The sequence below is a fragment of the Allofrancisella heilbronnii genome, assembly GCF_000710735.2.
GTDB lineage: Bacteria > Pseudomonadota > Gammaproteobacteria > Francisellales > Francisellaceae > Francisella > Francisella frigidaquae.
Window position 1 is genome coordinate 1568696 of record NZ_CP144673.1, and the last position, 19999, is coordinate 1588694.

The following is a 19999-nucleotide window of genomic DNA, read 5'->3' on the forward strand; positions in this document are numbered from 1 at the left end:
CTAAAGCTCATGAAAATCTTTTTTTATTCTACTAAAAAGTATGACAAAGAGTATTTTTCTAAACTAAACTCTAATCATCAACTAACTTTTGGTGATTATCCTTTAAACCAGGAAACTTTTATTTTTGCTAAAGGCTATGATGCTGTGTGCATCTTTGTAAATGATGTTTGTGACGCAGATGTATTAGATAAACTTGACGATATTGGAGTCAAAAATATTCTTCTAAGGTGTGCCGGTTTTAACAACGTTGATGTTGCCCATGCTAAAAGTCTAGGTATAAAAGTTGCCAGAGTACCGGCATATTCACCATTTTCAGTTGCTGAACATACTTTAGCTCTTTTATTGTGTTTAAATCGTAAGATACATAAGGCTTATAATAGAGTCAAAGAAAGTAATTTTAATATAGAAGGACTTGAAGGTTTTGATATTCATCAAAAAACTATAGGAATAATTGGTTTTGGTAATATTGGTAAAGCTTTTGGTCAAATTATGTCTGGATTTGGTGGAGAAATTTTAGTGTATGATCCTTTTATAAACAAAAAGGATATACCTATATATGCTAAGTTAGTAGATTTGAATACTATATTTAAGAAAGCTGATGTTATAAGCTTACATTGCCCGTTAAATGATGATACTAAATATATAATTGACCAAAAAGCTCTTAGTTTAATAAAACCTTCGGCATTTATAATCAACACAAGTCGTGGAGCATTAATTGATACTCAAGCTATCATCAAAGCTCTTAAATCTAAATCCATAGCTGGTTTAGCTATAGATGTTTATGAGTATGAAAAAGATATTTTCTTTAGAGATATGTCTGGAGAAATTATTAATGATGACATCTTTGAAAGGCTTCTCACATTTCCAAATGTTTTAGTAACTGCTCACCAAGCTTTTTTAACTAAAGAAGCTTTGGAGGGGATTACAAATACAACTTTAAATAATGCTTTCTTAATGGAGAAATCAAAAAGTAATTTAAATTTTTTATAAAAATCATAATTCGTATATTAATGCTAGGTTGTATTCTCAATGTTTATTATGATTCCAAAATTTACATCATTAATAATTAAGCAATAAAAAATATTGGGTTATTTTATTATTAAATCATATTTGTGATTTAAATATAAAAATAACAGCATTGTTCAAAAGCAAAAGATTTATATTAATTGATCGTGGTGTACATTTTATGAAACTTATAAAATTTGCCTCTAAAATACTTAAACCTATATAATAAATAACAGTATTAATATTTACTCGATCGAAATGATAAAACAATTAACTTCAAGCCAACGAAGAAAAACTATTTTTATAACGAATCTTGGAGCTGTTTTAGAATGGTTTGAGTTTAGTCTTTATGGTTATCTTTCTACTTATTTAAGCATATTGTTTTTCCCAACAGAAGATCAAACAGTAGCTTTGCTTACAGTGTTTGGTATATTTGCCGCTAGTTACATTATGCGCCCGCTTGGGGGGTTCTTTTTTGGATCATTAGGAGATAGGTTTGGCAGGCGTTATGCAATTACATTAAGTATGATTCTGATGTGTGTGCCTATGTTGATTATGACGATTATGCCTACTTACGAGTCTGGGGGAATATGGGCTATTTTTATATTACTTTTTGCCCGTATGCTCCAAGGATTTTCTGTAGGTGGTGAATATTCTGGTGTATTAGTAGCTTTAGCAGAGAGCGCTTCAAGTAGGTATCGTGGATTTACGACAGCTTTAGCTGGTTTAGCTTCACAAATAGGCGTTATTATGAGTGCTTCAACTGTTGGTATATTATCTACTTTTTTAACTAAAGAACAAATGCTAGCATATGGCTGGCGTGTAGCTTTTGGAGTTGGCTTAATATTAGCAATTGTTTCAACTACTCTTCAGAAAAAGGCAAAAGAGTCTCCTTTTTTTAAAAGCATAAAAAATGAGTGTAGACTAAGCAAAACCCCGCTAAGGGATGCTTTAAGTGGCCCTAAGATGCCTCTTGTTTGGACATTTGTAATAACCGGCTATGTGGGTATTGCTTATTACATGATGGCTACTTTTTTACCTAATATTTTGATAACCAATAGACAGTTCAATGTAAATAAAATTATGTTTATAACTGTAGTTGTCTCAACACTATATGCAGTAGTCTCGCCTATTTTTGGGTGGTTATCAGATATATGGGGGAGAAAACCATTTTTATACTTTCCTATAATTTTAATTGCTATTTTAAGTTTTCCTATGTTTACATTTTTTAATAATGGGGGGTTAGAAAGTATCTTAATATTAGAGCTAATATTAGCTTTACTTATTTCTGCCATGACAGCAGCTTTCCAAATAGCTGTTACAGAGCTTTTTCCAACAAAATATAGGTATAGTGGCATGTCTGCTGCTTATAATTTAGGAAATGCCTTATTTGCTGGAACTACTCCTATGATTTGTATTTGGTTAATTAGTTTAACTAACTCTAGTTATGCTCCTGCCTTTTATTTAGTAGTTACATCTATAATCACTTTAGGAGTCATATACAAGATGCCTGAGACAAAGTATTCAAAAGAGTTTAGGTTTTATGAATAAAACTTTATCTAAACCAAATAAGAGTACTTGCTAGAGAAATGTCTATCAATAAGCACGCAACCGCAGGTACCCTTCACAGTTAGAAACATATAATTTTAGTTTGCAACAGTCCCATATACCAAAACTGCTTTTTTTTATACCTAAAGATATGTATAATCTTATCTCAGGTATATTTTAATTATTAGAAATAAAGTTATGGAAAATCTAGCTTACTTTGTATCACAGAATTTGTTATTTTGTATATCTTTTATTCTTATTTTAGCTATATATATAGTTTTTGAGCTAACCCAATCAAAGAAGTCTCAATATAAGCTTTCAGTAGTAGAAGCAGTTGCTACCGTAAATAAAAATAAAGGGATATATTTAGATGTTAGAGATCATGAGCAATACAGTAAAACTCATATTATAGGAGCTCAAAATATTAATATTAATGATTTGGCAGATAAGCATAAAAAGTTAATTAAAAGTAAAACAAAACCAATAGTTATTTATGGTGACCAAGCAGAAAAAGCTATGCAATTATTGCGTAAAGAAGGTTTTGAGCAAGTATATATTTTGAAAGATGGTCTAAAAGCATGGCTACAAGCTAGCTATCCAGTAAAATCATCTTCAAACTAAAAAGACTAAACTAAAGAGGGATCATAAAATGGATCAACAAACACAACCACAATTTCAAATCCAAAAAGTTTATATAAAGGATCTTTCTTTCTCTGTTCCAAATTCTGACAAAATATGGACTACACAGTGGAGACCGCAATTACATACAGATTTAAAAATTACAGCAGAAAAACTACCAGAAGAAAATACTTATGAAAGTATACTAACTGTAGAAGTAAAAGTTGAGAATGATGGTGTCACAGCTTTTGAAATAGAAGTTAAGCAGGCAGGTGTTTTTACAATTTCTAATATGCAAGATCAACAAATAGAACATGCTAAGTATTCTTTTTGCCCGAACATACTTTATCACTACGCTCGTGAAGCTATTTCTGACTTAGTAGTTAACGGCGGTTTCCCTCAGTTATGTCTGTCCGCGGTAAACTTTGATGCGATGTATCAAGATTCTTTGAAATCTAGTGATAGCACTAAGCAACACTAAGGAAGTCAAAAATGAGTAAAGAAAAAGCGTTAGAATCAGCATTATCACAAATTGAAAAGCAGTTTGGTAAAGGCTCAATCATGAGGTTGGGCGACCAGCAGGCTGCACATGATATTGATGTTATCCCATCAGGGATTATAGCATTAGATGTTGCTTTAGGGATAGGAGGTTATCCTAAAGGGCGAATAATAGAGATATACGGACATGAGTCTTCTGGTAAAACTACTCTTACTCTTCTTGCGATAGCACAATGTCAAAAGCAAGGCGGCACAGCAGCCTTTATTGACGCTGAGCACGCGCTTGATCCTAAATACGCTAAGCTTCTAGGAGTAGATATTGACAATCTAATAGTGTCTCAACCAGATACTGGTGAACAAGCTTTAGAAATTGCTGATATGCTTGTACGCTCTGGTGGCGTGGATATCGTTGTTGTTGACTCTGTAGCAGCACTTACTCCAAAAGCTGAGATAGAAGGTGATATGGGAGATTCTCATATGGGTCTACAAGCTAGATTAATGTCACAAGCTTTGAGAAAGCTTACAGCCAATATCAAACGCTCGAATACTTTGGTAATGTTTATTAACCAAATTCGTATGAAAATAGGAGTAATGTTTGGTAATCCTGAAACCACAACAGGCGGTAATGCTTTAAAATTCTATTCTTCTGTAAGATTAGAAGTAAGAAAAGGTGGATCGCTAAAAGATGGTGCTGATGTTAGTGGTAATGAAATCAAAGTTAAGGTAGTTAAAAACAAAGTTGCTCCTCCATTTAAACAGGCAGAGTTTGAGCTAGTGTATGGAGAGGGTGTATCTTTAGAGGCAGAGCTTGTTGACCTTGGTGCAAAGCACAATATTATTGAAAAATCTGGGGCTTGGTATAGTTACAAAGGTAAAAAAATAGGTCAAGGTAAAGAAAAAGCTAAAGATTATCTAAAAGAAAATACTGTCGAACGTGATGAGATAGAAAAGTCTATTTTAGAGCTTTTGCTTCCTCAAGAGTACACAAACCAAAACTCAGAGTCTGAACCAAAAGTAAACTCAAAAACTCAAAATGAGCTTATCTAAAGAAAGAAACTACCTTTTATATCTTCTTGCTAAACAAGATTATTCACGCAAACAGCTTTTTGATAAATTAAATAAAAGAGCAAATATCTCACAAGAGCAAATAGAGCGTTTGCTAGATGAGTTTGAGCAAAATAATTGGTTATCAGATAGGCGGTTCGTAGAGGTTTTTGTTAGTAGTGAAATTAACAAATTAAGAGGAAAGAAGAGGATTATAAATATAGCTGCATATCAAAAAGGTTTATCTCAAGAGTTGGTAGAAAACTTTTTGGCGAGTTTAGACATTGACTGGTTTGACCTATGCAAGAAATGTTTATATAAAAAGTATACAGATATTGAAATGTTAGAGCTAGATCCAAAACTAAAACAAAAAGCTATAAACTATTTAGTATATAATGGGTTTAGTTATGATGAAATAAAGAATACTATAATCACCGAAGATTAAAAAAAATTATGTTTTTATTATAAATGACTTATAAGTTAGTTTTTTTTAAGGTAAGCTATAGTTGATGATGAAAATTTAATATAGGAGTTTGATAATGGCAAAAGGAACTGTAAATAAAGTTATTTTACTAGGTAGATTGGGTATAACTCCAGAAGTTAGAACTACCCAGAATGGTACAACCGTTGCAACCTTAAGTTTAGCTACAAATGACGGCATGGGTGAAAATATAACTACAGAATGGCATAGAATAGTTGTATTTGGTAAAGCAGCGGAGATTATTCAAAGGTATGCTAATAAAGGTTCACAGCTATTTATAGAAGGTAGATTACGTACAAACAAATGGCAAGATAAAAATGGTAACACACAATACTCAACTGAAGTAGTAGCAAGTAATTTTCAGTTTATTGGTGGTAATACTCAAGGTGACGCAAGCTATAATAATGAGCAAGCAACTAGTAATTTTAACCATCAAACCACACAACAAGATAACGTCCCTGACTTTGCAGAGATAAATTCATCTAGTTTTGACGATGATATACCTTTTTAAAGGCTCTCTTTAAAACAATTAAATCGATAAGAATTTTTAGGTTTTTTTACTACTACAATCTGAATACATGAAAATATGACTTCTTACTTTCATATTTGACTCGTTTCTAACTCTATCAGTTATAATCGCTGCTGTACATATTTGTTCATTGCCGCTTGATCTATATCTGGTAAGTTACCATTCATTAGATCTACATCTGGGTTAGCATGCATGCGCAACATTGTTCCCAAAGACCCTTTTCTATTTGGCATGATATTTAAACAGTCTTTATATGTATTATGAAAGCAGTCTATAGCCAATAATAATGATTTTTTATTTAATTGACCAAACTGTAGACCTGTTCTGTTTTTATTGTGAGAAGAAGTAAGATATTGCTGCGTCTTTCTAACATGCATAGCAAAATTCTTACATGCATTGCCAAATAAAAAAGCGCGAACGCGTCCATCTACACCATGAGGTTCTAAGACTCCATAAGTTTTTTTATCAGCTAGCCCTCCTAAAATAGTGTTAAAATATGATTCTATTGTTCCGCCAAGGACAGGAATATAACCTAATGGCTTAAGTGCCATTGAGATATTTCCAGCTGTTAACCCTAACTGTAAATTAAAATGATCAGTCTGTCCAACTCTATTAGTTACCTTAGAAACATAATCACTTATTCCTTGGGTAATAAGAGCTAAATATTTACCAGTGTTTTTTATCATCTTTTCAGAAAGCCCTGCGTCTTTATTTATATTAGGTTGGGTTAAATTATTAGAACTAGCAAGTTTTTTTCCTAATTCACTAAATTGTTTTAATCTATCTCCAGATATAATACTTCCTAGCACTTTTGCTCCTTCAGGGGTTTTAGATAGTAAATATGCTAATCCAGCCAAAATTTTTTCAGATTCGGGTAGGGAAACCATATCTAATTCTGATTCATCACCTTCACTCAAAAATAAGCTGTTTCCTGAATTGATCCTTCCTGTAATAAATTTCGCTATCATTGCTCCAACTCCTTGAAATGGTCTACTACCTGTGTCAGGTGAGTTAGATGCTGCTGCAATCATATATAAGTTTAATTTATTATTTAGACCTCTAAATATAGTCGCTTGGTGTAGAATGGCCATATATACAAATGTACTCATAGATACTAAACTTTCAGATGACATGTGTCTTTTCTTTATAGAATTACCCTTAGAATCTAACTTAGAAGTTTGTGCTGATTTCCAGTCAAAAGCTCTAGAGTATTGTAGAGTTTCTGTATTATAACCTGCTTCAGCATAAGCACCTTGGTACTCAAGAAATGTTTGTAACACACTTAATATACGTTTTGAGTCATCTGCTGAGCTCATAAGACGATTCCACTCTGCAGCTGCTTGTAGGCCTGCTGTTGAGACATAGTGTTCACTTTTATTCAATCGTTTAGCAATTTTAGCTATTTCACCATAGTTGATCTGAATATTAAAATATGAGTTGTATTGTTGAATACCATCCAAAAAAGCATATTTAAGAGATTCTGGGCTTACAAATGTCAAAAGCATACTTTTATCAATATTTGTAGGTGTTACTTTAAGCCTTTCTCTAACTGATTGTTTATTAATAATTATTTTTTCATTTCTATCTAATAATTTTTCTTCGTACGAGTCCATCATTTCATTCATAAGATCATCTATATCCATTTTTATATACCTCCTTTATATACAAAAAAAATAGCTTCCGCCGCAAACAGCGAATCAAACAGAATTTTTCTTTTTTTAACACAATCAATAATACAAATTAAAAAAATAATTTCATATATGATAAATTTGATAGGGTCTAGGGGGATTTTGATAGCAACCTCATGTCAAATTTGATTACTATCTTCTAAACTAGAATTTCAAAAGAAGCCTAATGCGATTGTCTCACAGATGTCTACAGTTCGCCTTATGTAACAATAGATAGTATAATTAAGTCCAATAGTTATTTTAAATGTTTTAATAAATGCCTCATATTCTAGTACTAAACTGCGGCAGTTCCTCAGTTAAGTTTGCTCTTATAGATCCTATAAGTTCAATGTCTTTGTTAACAGGTTTGGCTGAAAATATTGGTCAACGAAATTGTAGAATAGTTTTTAATAGTAAGCAAAATTTCGAAAAAATTATAGAGAATGGTAAATACAAAGATATTTTTATAGAATTAAAAATATTTTTAGAAGAAAATGATTATTTAGACAGTATTATAGCTGTTGGTCATAGAGTCGTGCATGGCGGACAGTACTTTTCAAACTCTGTTGTAATAGATGAAGAAAACCTAGAAAAAATTAAAGACTGTATACCACTTGCACCACTGCATAATCCAGCAAATATAGAGGGTATAACATTTTGTCAGCAAATATTTTCAAATTTACCACAAATAGCTGTTTTTGATACAGCATTTCATCAAACAATATCGGCGTACGTATCGGAATATGCTATCCCTAGAGAGTTAACTAAAAAATATCATATAAAAAAATATGGTTTTCATGGTACATCACATAAGTATGTATCTACTCAAGCAGCTAAACTCTTAGGCAAAAAAAATGGAAATTTTATAGTGGCCCATCTAGGTAATGGATGTAGTTTATCAGCTGTAGTTGAAGGTAAAAGTGTAGATACAAGTATGGGTTTTACACCGCTAGATGGTTTAATTATGGGTACACGTTCAGGTAGTATTGACGCTGGAATTTTTGATTTTTTAGCCAATAATTTAGGTTGGAATATAAACAAAATCACAACTATTTTAAATAAACAAAGCGGGCTATTAGGGATCTGTGGGCATAGTGACATGCGAGAGATTTCTCATTTAGCTAACCAAGGTGATGAGCTAGCGAAATTAGCCATAGAAATGTTTTGTCATAGAGTCGTTAAGTTTGTTGCAAGTTATATGGTTTATTTTGAAAAGTTTGATGGACTAATTTTTACAGGTGGGATTGGTGAGAATGCAATTAATATTCGTGAGAATATAGTCACTAAGCTTAAAAATATTGGTTTTAAGCTTGATCATCAAAAAAATAGTAATAAAGAAAGTTTTATTAATACTCAAGAAAGCCATAATATTATGATTATAAACACAAATGAAGAGTTGATGATAGCTCAGGAAACAATGCGTCTTATTTAGAGGTACGATATGAAAACATCTATACTTATGTTACCCACATCGAAGTATACTGGACTTAGGATTTTAACAAAAAGCTTAGAATATGCTTTACAGGAAGAAGGTTTTAAAGTAGCCACTTTTCACCCTATTTTTGATATAGGAATGACTATAGAAGAGATTGAAAAATATTTGTTAAATGGCCGTGTAAAAGATTATGTAGAAATATTGCTTAGTAAATTTTATGATAAGTGTCAAGGCTATGATTTTATTATAGTTTATGGTTTATTTCGTCAAGGGAATGATACCCATAAACTATATCCGTTAAATAGTGTAATTAGTGAATTAAATACGGAATTAATCAAAGCTCTATCAGCTAAAGTTATAGTGGTTTCATATCATGGTAATAAATCTTTGGATGATATCAATAGTGAGTTAGATTACGCTTATCGGAATTTACCTCAAAGAATAAAAACTTTAGGGGTAATAATCACAAAACTAAACGCACCCTACGATGATGATGGACATATGAGCTTTAGTTTGGCAGAAGAGGATGCTTCTACTATTAGGAGAAATAGTGTCAGCTTTGAAGAAATCCGAGAGCTACCTATTTTAAGAGAAAATAAACTCTCTTTATTAGGTGTGATAGAGTGGGATAAAGAAAAAACTTATCCACGGGTTGTAGATATCAAAAATAGTTTGAAACTAAATGTTATTACCGCTAATAACCTTGATGCTAGAGTACATAAAGTGACAATGTGCTCTAGAAGGATAGAGAATTTTATTAGAGATCTAGCACCAAATTCTTTAGTAATAACCTCTGCTGATAGATCGGATATATTAGTTACAGTGTGTCTAGCTGCTAGAAATGGTTTAAAGATAGCAGGGATTATTTTAACAGCGGAGGAATATTTAGACGAGAAGGTAAAGCAGCTATGTTTAGATACAGCTGAAGAAGCTGGTTTAGTAATATTAACCACAAAAAATAGAAGCGTAAATACAATCCTTAAGCTAGCTAATATTGATTTTATGGGTATACCAAATGATGATAAAGAACGTATCCAAATGGTTAAAGAAGCCATAGTAAGCTCACTGGATAAAGAAAAGATTTTACACGCGATCAGACAAGAGGTTCCAAAGCAACAAGTGATGTCGCCACCAGCATTTAGGTACCATCTGCTAAAAATGGCAAGACAAGCTAGAAAGCGAATTATCTTACCTGAAAGTTACGAACCTAGAACTTTGCTAGCAGCTAAAAACTGCTATGAGCAGGGTATCGCAGATTGTGTACTTATTGGTGATAAAGTAAAGATTAATAAAGTTGCTGAGTTAAATGGTTTTAGCTTACCTAAAGGTATAGAAATTATCCCGTTAGATGAGGCTCAAGAGTTAAGATATTTAGATACTTTAATGAGCCTTAGAAAGCATAAAGGATTATCCGAAAGTTTAGCCAAAGATGCTTTAAAAGACCCTATAATAGTAGCTACTCTTATGTTGTACCTTGGAGAGGTAGATGGATTAGTTTCAGGAGCAGAGCATACAACAGCAGATATACTAAGACCAGCTTTACAATTAATAAAAACAAAACCTAATGTATCTTTAGTTTCATCGGTGTTTTTTATGTGCATGCCTGATGAAGTTATAGTTTTTGCAGATTGTGCAGTAAATCAAGATCCTACAGCAGAACAATTGGTAGATATAGCTATTCAAAGCGCGGAGTCTGCTAAAAAATTTAGTATAGAGCCTCGTGTTGCTATGATTAGCTATAGTACAGGCACTTCTGGTTCTGGTGCTCAAGTAGAGAAAGTACGCCTAGCGACAGAAATTTTAAAGCAAAAGGTACCAGAATTATTAGTAGATGGGCCATTACAATATGATGCTGCAATGATAGAGAGTGTAGCAAAGAAAAAAGCTCCTGACAGCCCTGTTGCAGGTAAAGCTACAGTGCTTATCTTTCCTGATTTAAATACTGGTAACACAGTATACAAAGCTGTGCAAAGAAGCGCTAATGTATTAAGTATTGGCCCTGTACTGCAAGGCATTAATAAACCTGTAAATGACCTTTCTAGAGGGGCAACTGTTGATGATATAACTTACACAATAGCAATTACTGCTATACAAGCAATATAAAAATTTTTATAGGAAAAAACTATGCTAGATAATAAATTATTAACTAGAGTTATAAACAGATATTCCTTTAATGGAATAAATAGTTTTGAAGTAATAAACCCAGCTACAGATGAGCTTATTTGTAAGCTTGAGACTAAAGGTGCTGAATATATTCAAAAAAGTATAATTTTATCAAAACAAGCTCAAAATAGTTTTAGACAGCAGTTAGCTACAGAAAGATCAAAACTTTTAAGCAGATGGTATGACTTAATTGTTAAAAACGCTGATGAATTGGCTCAGATCATTACTTTAGAAAGTGGCAAACCTTTAACTGAAGCAAAATCTGAAATACTATATGGAGCTAATTTTATACAGTGGTATGCAGAAAAAGCTAAAAGGATAGATAGCCGTATATTTGAACCTGGTTTTGAAGACGCGGAAGGTCGAGTTGACTACCAGCCAGTAGGTGTAGTTGCAGCTATTACTCCATGGAATTTTCCTATTGCTATGGTCACACGAAAAGTAGCTCCAGCTATTGCTGCAGGCTGCAGTGTGATACTTAAGCCCTCTGCGCTTACACCTTTAACTGCATTTGCTGTAAGAGAGTTATTTATTGACACAGGTGCTGATGAAAATCTGCTGCAGGTGATCTGTGGAGATTCAAGTATCATTGGAAAAGAGTTTCAACATAGTAGTATCGTCAGAAAAATAACCTTCACGGGTTCGACAAAAGTTGGTAAGTTACTTATGCAACAAGCTGCTGAGACTGTCAAGAAGGTATCTCTAGAGCTTGGAGGTAATGCTCCATTTATAGTATTTGAAAGTGCAAATCTTGAGAAAGCTGTCGAAGGACTTATTGCTGCAAAAATCAGAAATGCTGGCCAGGTGTGTGTAGCGCCAAATAGAATCTTTGTACAAAAAAATATCAAAGCTGAATTTATGTCTAAGCTTAAAGAAGCAATAGCTAAGCTAAAGCAAGGGAATGGCTTAGATAAGGACGTACAAATAGGACCTTTGATTAATAAGTCTGCTGTAGAGAAAGTACAAGCTCATATAGATGATGCTGTATCAAAAGGAGCAGAAATAGTTTGTGGTGGACAAATTAACCCTAACTTAGGAGGAAAGTTTTTTGAGCCAACAATACTGGATAATATGACTGATCAAATGACAGTTAGTTGTGAAGAGACTTTTGGACCAGTCATAGCTGTTTTTGATTTTGATACCGAGAAAGAAGCTTTAAAAAGAGCCAACAATACAAACTATGGTTTAGCAAGCTATTTCTTTAGTAATGATATAAATCAAATACGAAGAGTTAGAATCGCTTTGGAATATGGTATGGTTGGTATAAATACAGGACTGATTTCAAATGAAAAGGCACCTTTTGGAGGTATTAAAGAATCTGGATTAGGTAGAGAAGGTTCAGATGAAGGTATTTATGAGTTTTTGGAGGCTAAGTACTCTATGCAAAATTTTGCGTGAACAGCGAGCCTTTCTAGTGTAGTAGCTCAAACTTGATCTGACAGTCACCAATTAATTTGAGACTGAATTTATTTCTAAACTAGTGTCAGATTTATCAAACATATTACCTAAATTTTTCTCTTTTGCCAAAGGTTTTGAGTCAATAAAAGTTTTCATAGGCGTTTTTCCATAACAGTGCTTACCAGAATGTGGTCTATCGTTATTGTAATAATCCAGCCATATATCAACATCTTGCTGAATCTCCTCAATCGTTGAATAAACCTTTTTTCTAAACATTGTCTCATAACATTCATTTTTCATAGTTTTATGAAATCTTTCACAGATACCATTAGTTTGAGGGGAGTTAGCTTTTGTTTTAGTATGGTCAATGTCTTCTATGCTTAAGTACATCTGGTAGGAATGATTCTCCAGCTTTCCACAATATTCCGTGCCTCTATCTGTTAATACTCTTAATAGATCTATTCCATGTTCCTCAAAGAATGGTAATACCTTATCATTAAGCATATCAGCAGCTACTATTGCATTTTTTTCTGTATATAACTTAGCAAATCCTACTCTAGTATACGTATCTACAAATGTCTGTTGATATATCTTACCTATACCTTTTATATACCCTACATAGCTATCTTGAGATCCTAAGTAACCTGGATGATGCGTTTCAATCTCACCAGTAGCAACCTTTTTAGCTTTTTCTTTTTCTAAAGCTTGTAATTGAGCTTCTGTAAGTATAAAGCCATCTTGAGCTACTTTGGTCTCTAGTGCTGTTAATCGCTTCTTAAAATTCTCTAAGTCATGTCTAAGCCAAATAGATCTAACTCCACTTCCTGAGACTAATATTCCTTGCTTTGCTAATTCATTTGATACTCTATGTTGTCCATACGCCGGATATTCATAAGCCATATTAACTACTGCTTGCTCAATATGTGCCTCAACTCTATTTTTCTCTAATGGCTTCTTACGGGATATTTCTTGTAAAGCTAATTCTCCACCATTATCGTATAACTCTTTAAAGCGATAGTAGCTGTCTCTTGAGTAACCCATCACTTTACAAGCTTGCTTGACATTACCTAATTGTTTTGCTAATTCTAACAGACCTAATTTGGGTTTGATTATCTTTTGAGATGCATTCATTTTATTCTTCCTTAATTTGACATCTTATTTTATACACAATGTCAGATTAAGTCAAAGCTATTACACTAGGTAATTGTGTAAATTCAAAATAGCCTACCAATACTGTTTTGGTTTTTATAAACAGTTTTAAAATATACCCATAAGTCAGCTGGTAACTTTTTAGACAGTTCAAAAGTGTATCTAATAGTTTTGCTAGAATATAGCTCTTTAGCTTCTATACACTTTAGTATATCTCCTAAATAGTAATAGCCGTCATTTTTCTCCACTCTAGCAAACACATAGCTTATAACGCTATTCTTTGCTAAGGCTTTTTCTTGTTTATCTTCTAAAGATTTGTTCTTTTTAGAGTAAAATGTAAAGACTGAATCTGAAAGAAACTTATTATCATATTGGCTAAATTTTTTATTCTCATCAAAAGTCATAAACAACAAAGCCTTATTATCAAAAAATCTATAACCAGCTAAATTAACTCCACCGTTTGTATAATCTTGATTAAGTAAGTGAGCAATATCTTTTTTAGAATATTTAGCATACAGAGATAAACCACGGAGTTTATTTTTATGATATTTTTGCTGATAAATAAGTTTATTATAAACCAGTAAATCTTGTATGTGCCACTGTAAGAAACTGTTACCAATTATAGTGCTATAAGGTAAAAGAGAGATCTGTTTATCTTCTAGCTTTATTAAAGGTGTATACTCTTGCCTACCAGCGTTAACTGTAAATATTTTTAGAGATAAGTGCTGTAATGCACTAACAAAGCTTTCTATATTAAAATTCTCTATTTCTTGAGCTACTAATCTTTCCAAGTTTTTAACTTCCATGCACGATTGCTTTAGAAGTTTTTCCAAAATTAAAATTTCGTACAACCTTTTTGCAGGAGTAAACTCCTTTGAGATAAACTTTAAAATTCTGTACTCTTGCTCATTTAAATTTGGTATATCCTCTTTGAAGGCTTTAAGAATGTCATAATAAGTATCCTTTGCTGATAAAATAACCTCTGGAGCAATAAAATTATGTGTTTCAAGGTCAACTAACGTAGGTATTTTACCTAACTCTTTCTTCAACTGAACATAATCTCTTTTTATATTTTTTAACTGAGAAAAATTAGTTTTTTGGATGTTTCTATAAATTAGTTCTTTAGCAATATTAGTGAAGGTTATCGTACTTTTACCACTAATATAATTATTTGGTGAAACAACAAACTTTTTAAGTTGGTCTTTGTCATAGCTGTTATCTTGGCTTAGGGCTACAGGTATCAAAAAATTGTTTTCATAATTAGCAATAAAATCTAAAACCACAACAAATTTTTTATCTTTGAATTTCCTAAGTCCCCTGCCTAGCTGCTGGATATAAACAATACTACTTTGGGTTGGGCGTAGTAAAATAACCTGGTTAATACAAGGAATATCAATTCCTTCATTAAAAATATCCACTGTTACGATCACTTCTAAACTATAACTTTCAAGTTTTGATATAGCCAAATCCCTTGTATACTCTGAATCTTGACTTGTTAAAGCTTGTGACTTTATACCTCTTTGATTAAGCTTAGTTGCTAGCTCTTTTGCTTCATTAACGTTACTAACAAACATTAAAGCTGATCTATGTTGACCACTAAACCCATAAAAATTCATTTTTCCCACAATATGGTTTATACGAAAATCACTTGTTAATTTAGCAAAATCTTTAGCTAATACCTTTTCAGATTCAAGGTAAAAATCCTCAATAGCAAAATAATGAAAAGGACAAAGCAGATCTTGTTCTAAAGCTTGATGCAGTCTAATCTCATAAGCAATATTATAATCAAATAGCTTAAATATATCGCCAGTATCAGTACGCTCTGGTGTTGCTGTCATTCCTAAAAGAAACTTTGGTTTAAAATAGCCTAAAATTTTCTTATAACTATTAGCTTCTGCATGGTGGACCTCATCGATGATTATGTAATCAAATTCATCAGCTTGAAAACTGCTAAAGACTTTTGGATCCTTAAGAGTTTGAATTGTCGCAAACAAATAATCGGCTTGAGATTTACTACTTCCTGTATAAAGCCCTAATTTCTTATCTTTAATAATTTTTGCAAAGGTGTCTTTTGCTTTAGTAGCAATGTTAGTTCGATGTACAACGAATAAACATCGTTTTGGCTTAACTAATGCAACATCAAATGCACTTAAAAAAGTTTTTCCTGTACCAGTTGCACTGATTATCAAAGCTTTATCTATATTACTCAACCTTAGAGACTTTAGGTTTTCTAGTGCTTGGCTTTGAATAAAATTTGGTGAGATAGATTTAACTTTTTCCAAATTGCCAAAAGTAATAAGTCTGTTGACAACTTCATAGTTTAAACGGTAATCATCAAGTATAGCCAAAGCTTCTTTAGCTCTATCAAAAAGCTTATTAAATTCTGCTAAAATTTGTCTGACTACATTATCTTGACAATTAGCGCTAAATAATAGATTCCATTCGCTATTAACAGTAAGGGCAGATTGTGTCAGATTTGCACTACCTATCATAATATGCCAGTTATCCGCCTTACGAAAGAAAAACCCTTTTGCATGGAAGTTTTCAGAGTCGAGTATTTTTAGCTCTATATTGTCAAATTCTAGCAACTTTTCTATAGCTTTAGGCTCAGTAAAATTTAGATAACATCCAGTTAGAATTTTACCCTTTACACCTTTAAGCTTAAGTTGGCGTAACGATTCTAGTATACAAATAACTCCGCTAAGGGTGATAAAGGCTACACTTATAATAAATTCTTCACATTCATCAAATTGGCTAATAATTTCTGTAATAACTTTAGAATATTGAGAGTTGGTAATAAATTTATTTGTGTGTTTTTGCATACTTAAATTTTAACGGGAACACTAGAGTCAAGGTTAGACGTATTAGAATGACCTTTTACACCTTTACCCCAACAATAGATTTCTTTTGTATCTTTTCTTACACCGCAAGTGTACGTTGTTGCCATAACTAAATGGCTAAATTGCAGATCCGTTTTGACCTTTTGAGGGGTAGTAAAGATACCTTTTTCACCATTACCAACCTCCCCAAAAGTTCCATCTCCCCAACAATAAGCATGATTATCTTTATCTAAAGCACATGCATAATGAGCCTTTGTGTATATTCTTTTAAATTTAACATCACTAGCAATCTTTAATGGCATGTTAATATTTTCTTTCTTGGTTTTACGCCCTAATTGCCCTCTATCGTTATGCCCCCAACAGTATAAATCATCACCATTATCTAATGCACAATTAAAGTCCGCCCCTCTACTAATCTCTTTTATTTTTAAATCTTTGATATCAACTGAGATGTTAGTCACTTTTTTATTACTTTTTTTTGACTTACTAGTGTCTTTTAATTTATATTTCCAACATCTAAGATCTCCAGCAACATCGTATTCACAATTATATTCCTTGGCATTTTCAATATCATAATTTTCACCATATTTTTTTAATTTACTATCATCACGATAATCATCTTCTTTAGTTGCAAAGTTGTTTTCCGTTTGAGGATTATAATTATCAAAGAAAGTTTGTGAAAAAGTATCTGTTGCAAAAACTGGATAAAAAACATATAAGAATATAACTAAAAGTATCGTTTTTTTCATATTAAAAAATTTATTTTGAAAGCTGCTAATAATAATCTTAAGCAAAGTTATATCAAAATGCTAGAGGATTAGAGTTTATAAGAATAACTTCTGTTCCCAATAACGCAGAAAATTGAAGAACTTCTCTTCTTTAGAGTAATTTTGTCTATCAACATATGGCTTAGTAATTAATATAGGGTAGCTTCCAACGATTATACAAGCTAAACAACCTGTAAGTAATCTATCGTCAACTAAAGCTATTTCTTTCATATCACAGTTTAATAAACTTTGTATTTTTAAAAGACCTTCAGGATAAGGTTTTTTTGCAACGTCTGATATAAACCTGATTTGTGGATAATTTTTTCTAAAATACTCTAATCTTTGATTAGTTGGTTTATTTGAAAGAATAAAAATCTTTTCTTCTCCAAACTTTAGAGCAAAACTGTCTAACCATGTTTTTACCTCTGGATATATTTTCGGTTTACCATGACTAGCTAACACGCCATCAAAATCTAAAGCCAAGTATTTTATTCCTTTTTGCTTTAAGAATGCAGGTTCAAGCTGTATAACACTTTCTAGAGCGTGATCTTTTTTGATATTCTTTAGCTCTTTTTTGTGTTTTAACATCTTGTTAAAAGTGTATATAGATCTTTTAAACATACTAATCTTCCAAATCTTTTTTTAACTGTAATGCTTTTTCATAGACTTCATTTTTTTTTAAGTCTAAAATTTTAGTAGTTATTTTAACAGCCTTTTTAAGAGGAAGCTCTAGCAATAATTCTTTCAAAAAAGTTTCCTGATCAATACTAGAATCTACTGTTAGCTGATCATTGTTATTGCAATCTAAAAGAATAACAAACTCTCCTTTTAGCCTATCAGGGTTATCCACAAAGTATTTTTTTATTTCACAAGCTTTTCCACTTATAAGCTGCTCAAACTGCTTGGTTAACTCTTTTGCGACAACTATATTACAAGCTGGTAAAACCTCACTAATATCGTCTAATAAATATGTTATTCTATGTACTGACTCATAAATTATCACTGTTGAATTTAGCTTGATAAAGCTTTCTAAATCTTGCTGCCTTTTATTCTTTTTAGATGATAAAAAACCTTTAAAAATGAAACTATCTGATGGCAACCCAGCTACTGATAAGGCTGTAATTACAGCACTAACCCCTGGAATAGGCATTATTGTATAACCATTTTTACGTAAAGTAGCTACGATTTTATAACCTGGATCAGATATTAAAGGAGTACCAGCATCACTAACAAGAGCTATATTTTTATTATCATCTAAAAGTTGCTTTACTTGCTCTATGCGTTGCTCTTCATTAAAGTCATGACACGAGATCAATTTTTGCTGATTTTTAATATTTAGGTTAGATAATAGTTTACCAGTTACCCTAGTATCTTCTGCTAAGATGATTTCTACTTTTTTTAGGGTTTCTATAGCCCTAAGCGTTATATCTTGAAGATTCCCTATAGGTGTTGCAACCACGTATAATATTCCTTTTTCTAAATTACTCACCTAACATCTCCACTAGATTTGTTATGTCACCCGCCCCTTGAACCAAAACTACATAACCATCATCAATAACATTTTCTAGCTCTGATATTGCTTGGCTAAAATCCCCTACCAGAATACAGTTTGATAATTGTTTTGATAAGTCTAAACTTGTTGCACCATCTATAATATCCTCACCTGCAGAGTATGTTGGAAGTAAGATAAGCTTATCTGCTATCGCTAAAGCTTTAGTCCAATCATCAAAAAGATCTCTATTTCTGCTATAGCGATGAGGCTGAAATATATGAATAATTTTTTTATTAGGATACTTATCTTTAACTGCACTTAGACAATTAATGACTTCAACCGGATGATGCCCATAGTCATCAATTACTTGCACTGTATGACTTGAGATAGTTTTAGTGTATATATCAAACCTTCTTACTACTCCAGCTACTTGCTTAAGAGCTTTTTTAATTTGGCTATACTTAAAACCCAAATCTAAACAGCTTACTACACAAGCTGTTATGTTCAAAATGTTATATCTACCTGGTAAAATAGTGCAAAAGTCTAACTTTTGCTGATTATAGAAAATACTAAATTTAGTGTAACCATCTTCTATTTGGTAGCCTGCAATCTTAGCATCAGCATTATTAGCAAAACCATAAGTAGTTATTTTTTTTCCTCCAAAACTATATTTTTCTAACAAATCTTGGCAACCCTTATCATCTAGACACAAATAGATACTTTCGACACTCTCTTTGAATAAGAAAACGTAAAAATTTTTCAGTAAATTATCATAACTATTTTTATATGTAGACATATGATCTTTATCAATGTTCGTGACTACTATACTAGTCGGATCTAAGTGTAAAAAAGAAGCATCACTTTCATCTGCTTCTATAACTAACTTACCTGTACCATTTATATCTATATTTGAATTAGTATGCTTAACTACGCCTCCTACAACAAAACTACTAGTTCTATCTAATTGCTGTAATAACGTCGCTAGTACACTTGAAGTAGTTGTTTTCCCATGAGTTCCCGTAATCGCTACACTATACTTAAAATCCCTCATTAATATAGCCAAAAACATAGCTCTTTGTAAACAAAGTATATTAAATTGACGAGCTTTAGATAATAAAGGGTGATCACCTTTAATAGCACTAGAGTAGACAACCATATCATACTCTTCTACATCAGTTTCTAGAGGATTAGAAAAAACGTTTACCCCCAAAGATTCTAGCTTAGCTGTAAGTTTACTTGGTTTGCTATCATACCCAGCAACTGTTGCTCCAAGCTTTTTAGCTGCTATAGCTAAAGCTGAAACGCCTATACCACCGACTCCTAGAAACAATATTTTCTTATTCAATCTAACCTACACTAAACATT

General features: G+C 32.2%; 17 protein-coding genes. 10 read left to right on the plus strand and 7 right to left on the minus strand.

Translation table 11 applies throughout. The features are described 5' to 3' along the window. Positions 1-9 precede the first annotated feature (9 nt). The 7 genes from FRA_RS07375 (at position 10) to FRA_RS07405 (ending at position 5705) form a co-directional block, all read left to right on the plus strand. On the plus strand, positions 10-990 hold the full coding sequence (locus FRA_RS07375) for a 2-hydroxyacid dehydrogenase (protein WP_035720376.1): 981 nt from the start codon (positions 10-12) through the stop codon (positions 988-990). Positions 991-1263: 273 nt separating this feature from the next. Further along, positions 1264-2556 (plus strand): MFS transporter, encoded by a 1293-nt coding sequence (locus FRA_RS07380; RefSeq protein WP_051686778.1) that lies wholly within the window; start codon positions 1264-1266, stop codon positions 2554-2556. 195 nt (positions 2557-2751) lie between these two features. Beyond that, the gene (locus tag FRA_RS07385; protein WP_035720378.1) at positions 2752-3174 is read left to right on the plus strand and encodes a rhodanese-like domain-containing protein; all 423 of its coding nucleotides are present in this window, start codon (positions 2752-2754) and stop codon (positions 3172-3174) included. A gap of 28 nt (positions 3175-3202) precedes the next feature. Next, complete coding sequence (secB, locus tag FRA_RS07390; protein WP_035720381.1) at positions 3203-3652, plus strand: protein-export chaperone SecB; 450 nt, start codon at positions 3203-3205, stop codon at positions 3650-3652. Positions 3653-3663: 11 nt separating this feature from the next. Next, on the plus strand, positions 3664-4716 hold the full coding sequence (gene recA, locus FRA_RS07395) for a recombinase RecA (protein WP_035720383.1): 1053 nt from the start codon (positions 3664-3666) through the stop codon (positions 4714-4716). Continuing rightward, positions 4703-5158: a regulatory protein RecX gene (locus FRA_RS07400; RefSeq protein ID WP_035720385.1), complete on the plus strand. Its 456-nt coding sequence runs from the start codon at positions 4703-4705 to the stop codon at positions 5156-5158. Before recA ends, FRA_RS07400 begins: the two co-directional genes overlap by 14 nt. Before the next feature lie 94 nt (positions 5159-5252). Next, positions 5253-5705, plus strand: coding sequence for a single-stranded DNA-binding protein (locus FRA_RS07405; protein ID WP_035720387.1), 453 nt, complete (start codon positions 5253-5255; stop codon positions 5703-5705). Positions 5706-5824: 119 nt separating this feature from the next. Here the strand turns inward: FRA_RS07405 and FRA_RS07410 are convergent, their stop codons facing one another. Continuing rightward, positions 5825-7366: a hypothetical protein gene (locus tag FRA_RS07410; protein WP_035720389.1), complete on the minus strand. Its 1542-nt coding sequence runs from the start codon at positions 7364-7366 to the stop codon at positions 5825-5827. Positions 7367-7667: 301 nt separating this feature from the next. Here FRA_RS07410 and FRA_RS07415 point away from each other — a divergent pair, with 301 nt between their 5' ends. From FRA_RS07415 to FRA_RS07425, 3 genes are read left to right on the plus strand one after another with little or no spacing between them, the layout of a single operon-like run. Then, positions 7668-8822, plus strand: coding sequence for an acetate/propionate family kinase (locus FRA_RS07415; RefSeq protein ID WP_035720390.1), 1155 nt, complete (start codon positions 7668-7670; stop codon positions 8820-8822). Between the two features lie 9 nt (positions 8823-8831). Continuing rightward, positions 8832-10928, plus strand: coding sequence for a phosphate acetyltransferase (pta, locus tag FRA_RS07420; RefSeq protein ID WP_035720392.1), 2097 nt, complete (start codon positions 8832-8834; stop codon positions 10926-10928). A gap of 21 nt (positions 10929-10949) precedes the next feature. Continuing rightward, positions 10950-12386, plus strand: coding sequence for an NAD-dependent succinate-semialdehyde dehydrogenase (locus tag FRA_RS07425; RefSeq protein WP_035720393.1), 1437 nt, complete (start codon positions 10950-10952; stop codon positions 12384-12386). Between the two features lie 51 nt (positions 12387-12437). On the opposite strand, the gene FRA_RS07430 is transcribed toward FRA_RS07425, so the two are convergent. From FRA_RS07430 to murC, 6 genes are all read right to left on the minus strand, one after another. Continuing rightward, on the minus strand, positions 12438-13517 hold the full coding sequence (locus FRA_RS07430) for an IS481-like element ISFw3 family transposase (RefSeq protein WP_035718769.1): 1080 nt from the start codon (positions 13515-13517) through the stop codon (positions 12438-12440). 83 nt (positions 13518-13600) lie between these two features. Continuing rightward, complete coding sequence (locus FRA_RS07435; RefSeq protein ID WP_035720394.1) at positions 13601-16357, minus strand: DUF3427 domain-containing protein; 2757 nt, start codon at positions 16355-16357, stop codon at positions 13601-13603. Between the two features lie 2 nt (positions 16358-16359). Further along, positions 16360-17124, minus strand: coding sequence for an RCC1 domain-containing protein (locus FRA_RS07440; RefSeq protein WP_035720395.1), 765 nt, complete (start codon positions 17122-17124; stop codon positions 16360-16362). Positions 17125-17199: 75 nt separating this feature from the next. Beyond that, the gene (locus FRA_RS07445) at positions 17200-17763 is read right to left on the minus strand and encodes a YqeG family HAD IIIA-type phosphatase (protein WP_035720396.1); all 564 of its coding nucleotides are present in this window, start codon (positions 17761-17763) and stop codon (positions 17200-17202) included. A 1-nt stretch (position 17764) separates the two neighbouring features. Beyond that, positions 17765-18631 (minus strand): 16S rRNA (cytidine(1402)-2'-O)-methyltransferase, encoded by an 867-nt coding sequence (gene rsmI / locus FRA_RS07450; protein WP_035720397.1) that lies wholly within the window; start codon positions 18629-18631, stop codon positions 17765-17767. Then, positions 18624-19979 carry a UDP-N-acetylmuramate--L-alanine ligase gene (murC, locus tag FRA_RS07455; protein ID WP_035720398.1) on the minus strand — a complete coding sequence of 452 codons (1356 nt, stop codon included), beginning with the start codon at positions 19977-19979 and terminating at the stop codon, positions 18624-18626. Before murC ends, rsmI begins: the two co-directional genes overlap by 8 nt. Positions 19980-19999: the final 20 nt, after the last annotated feature.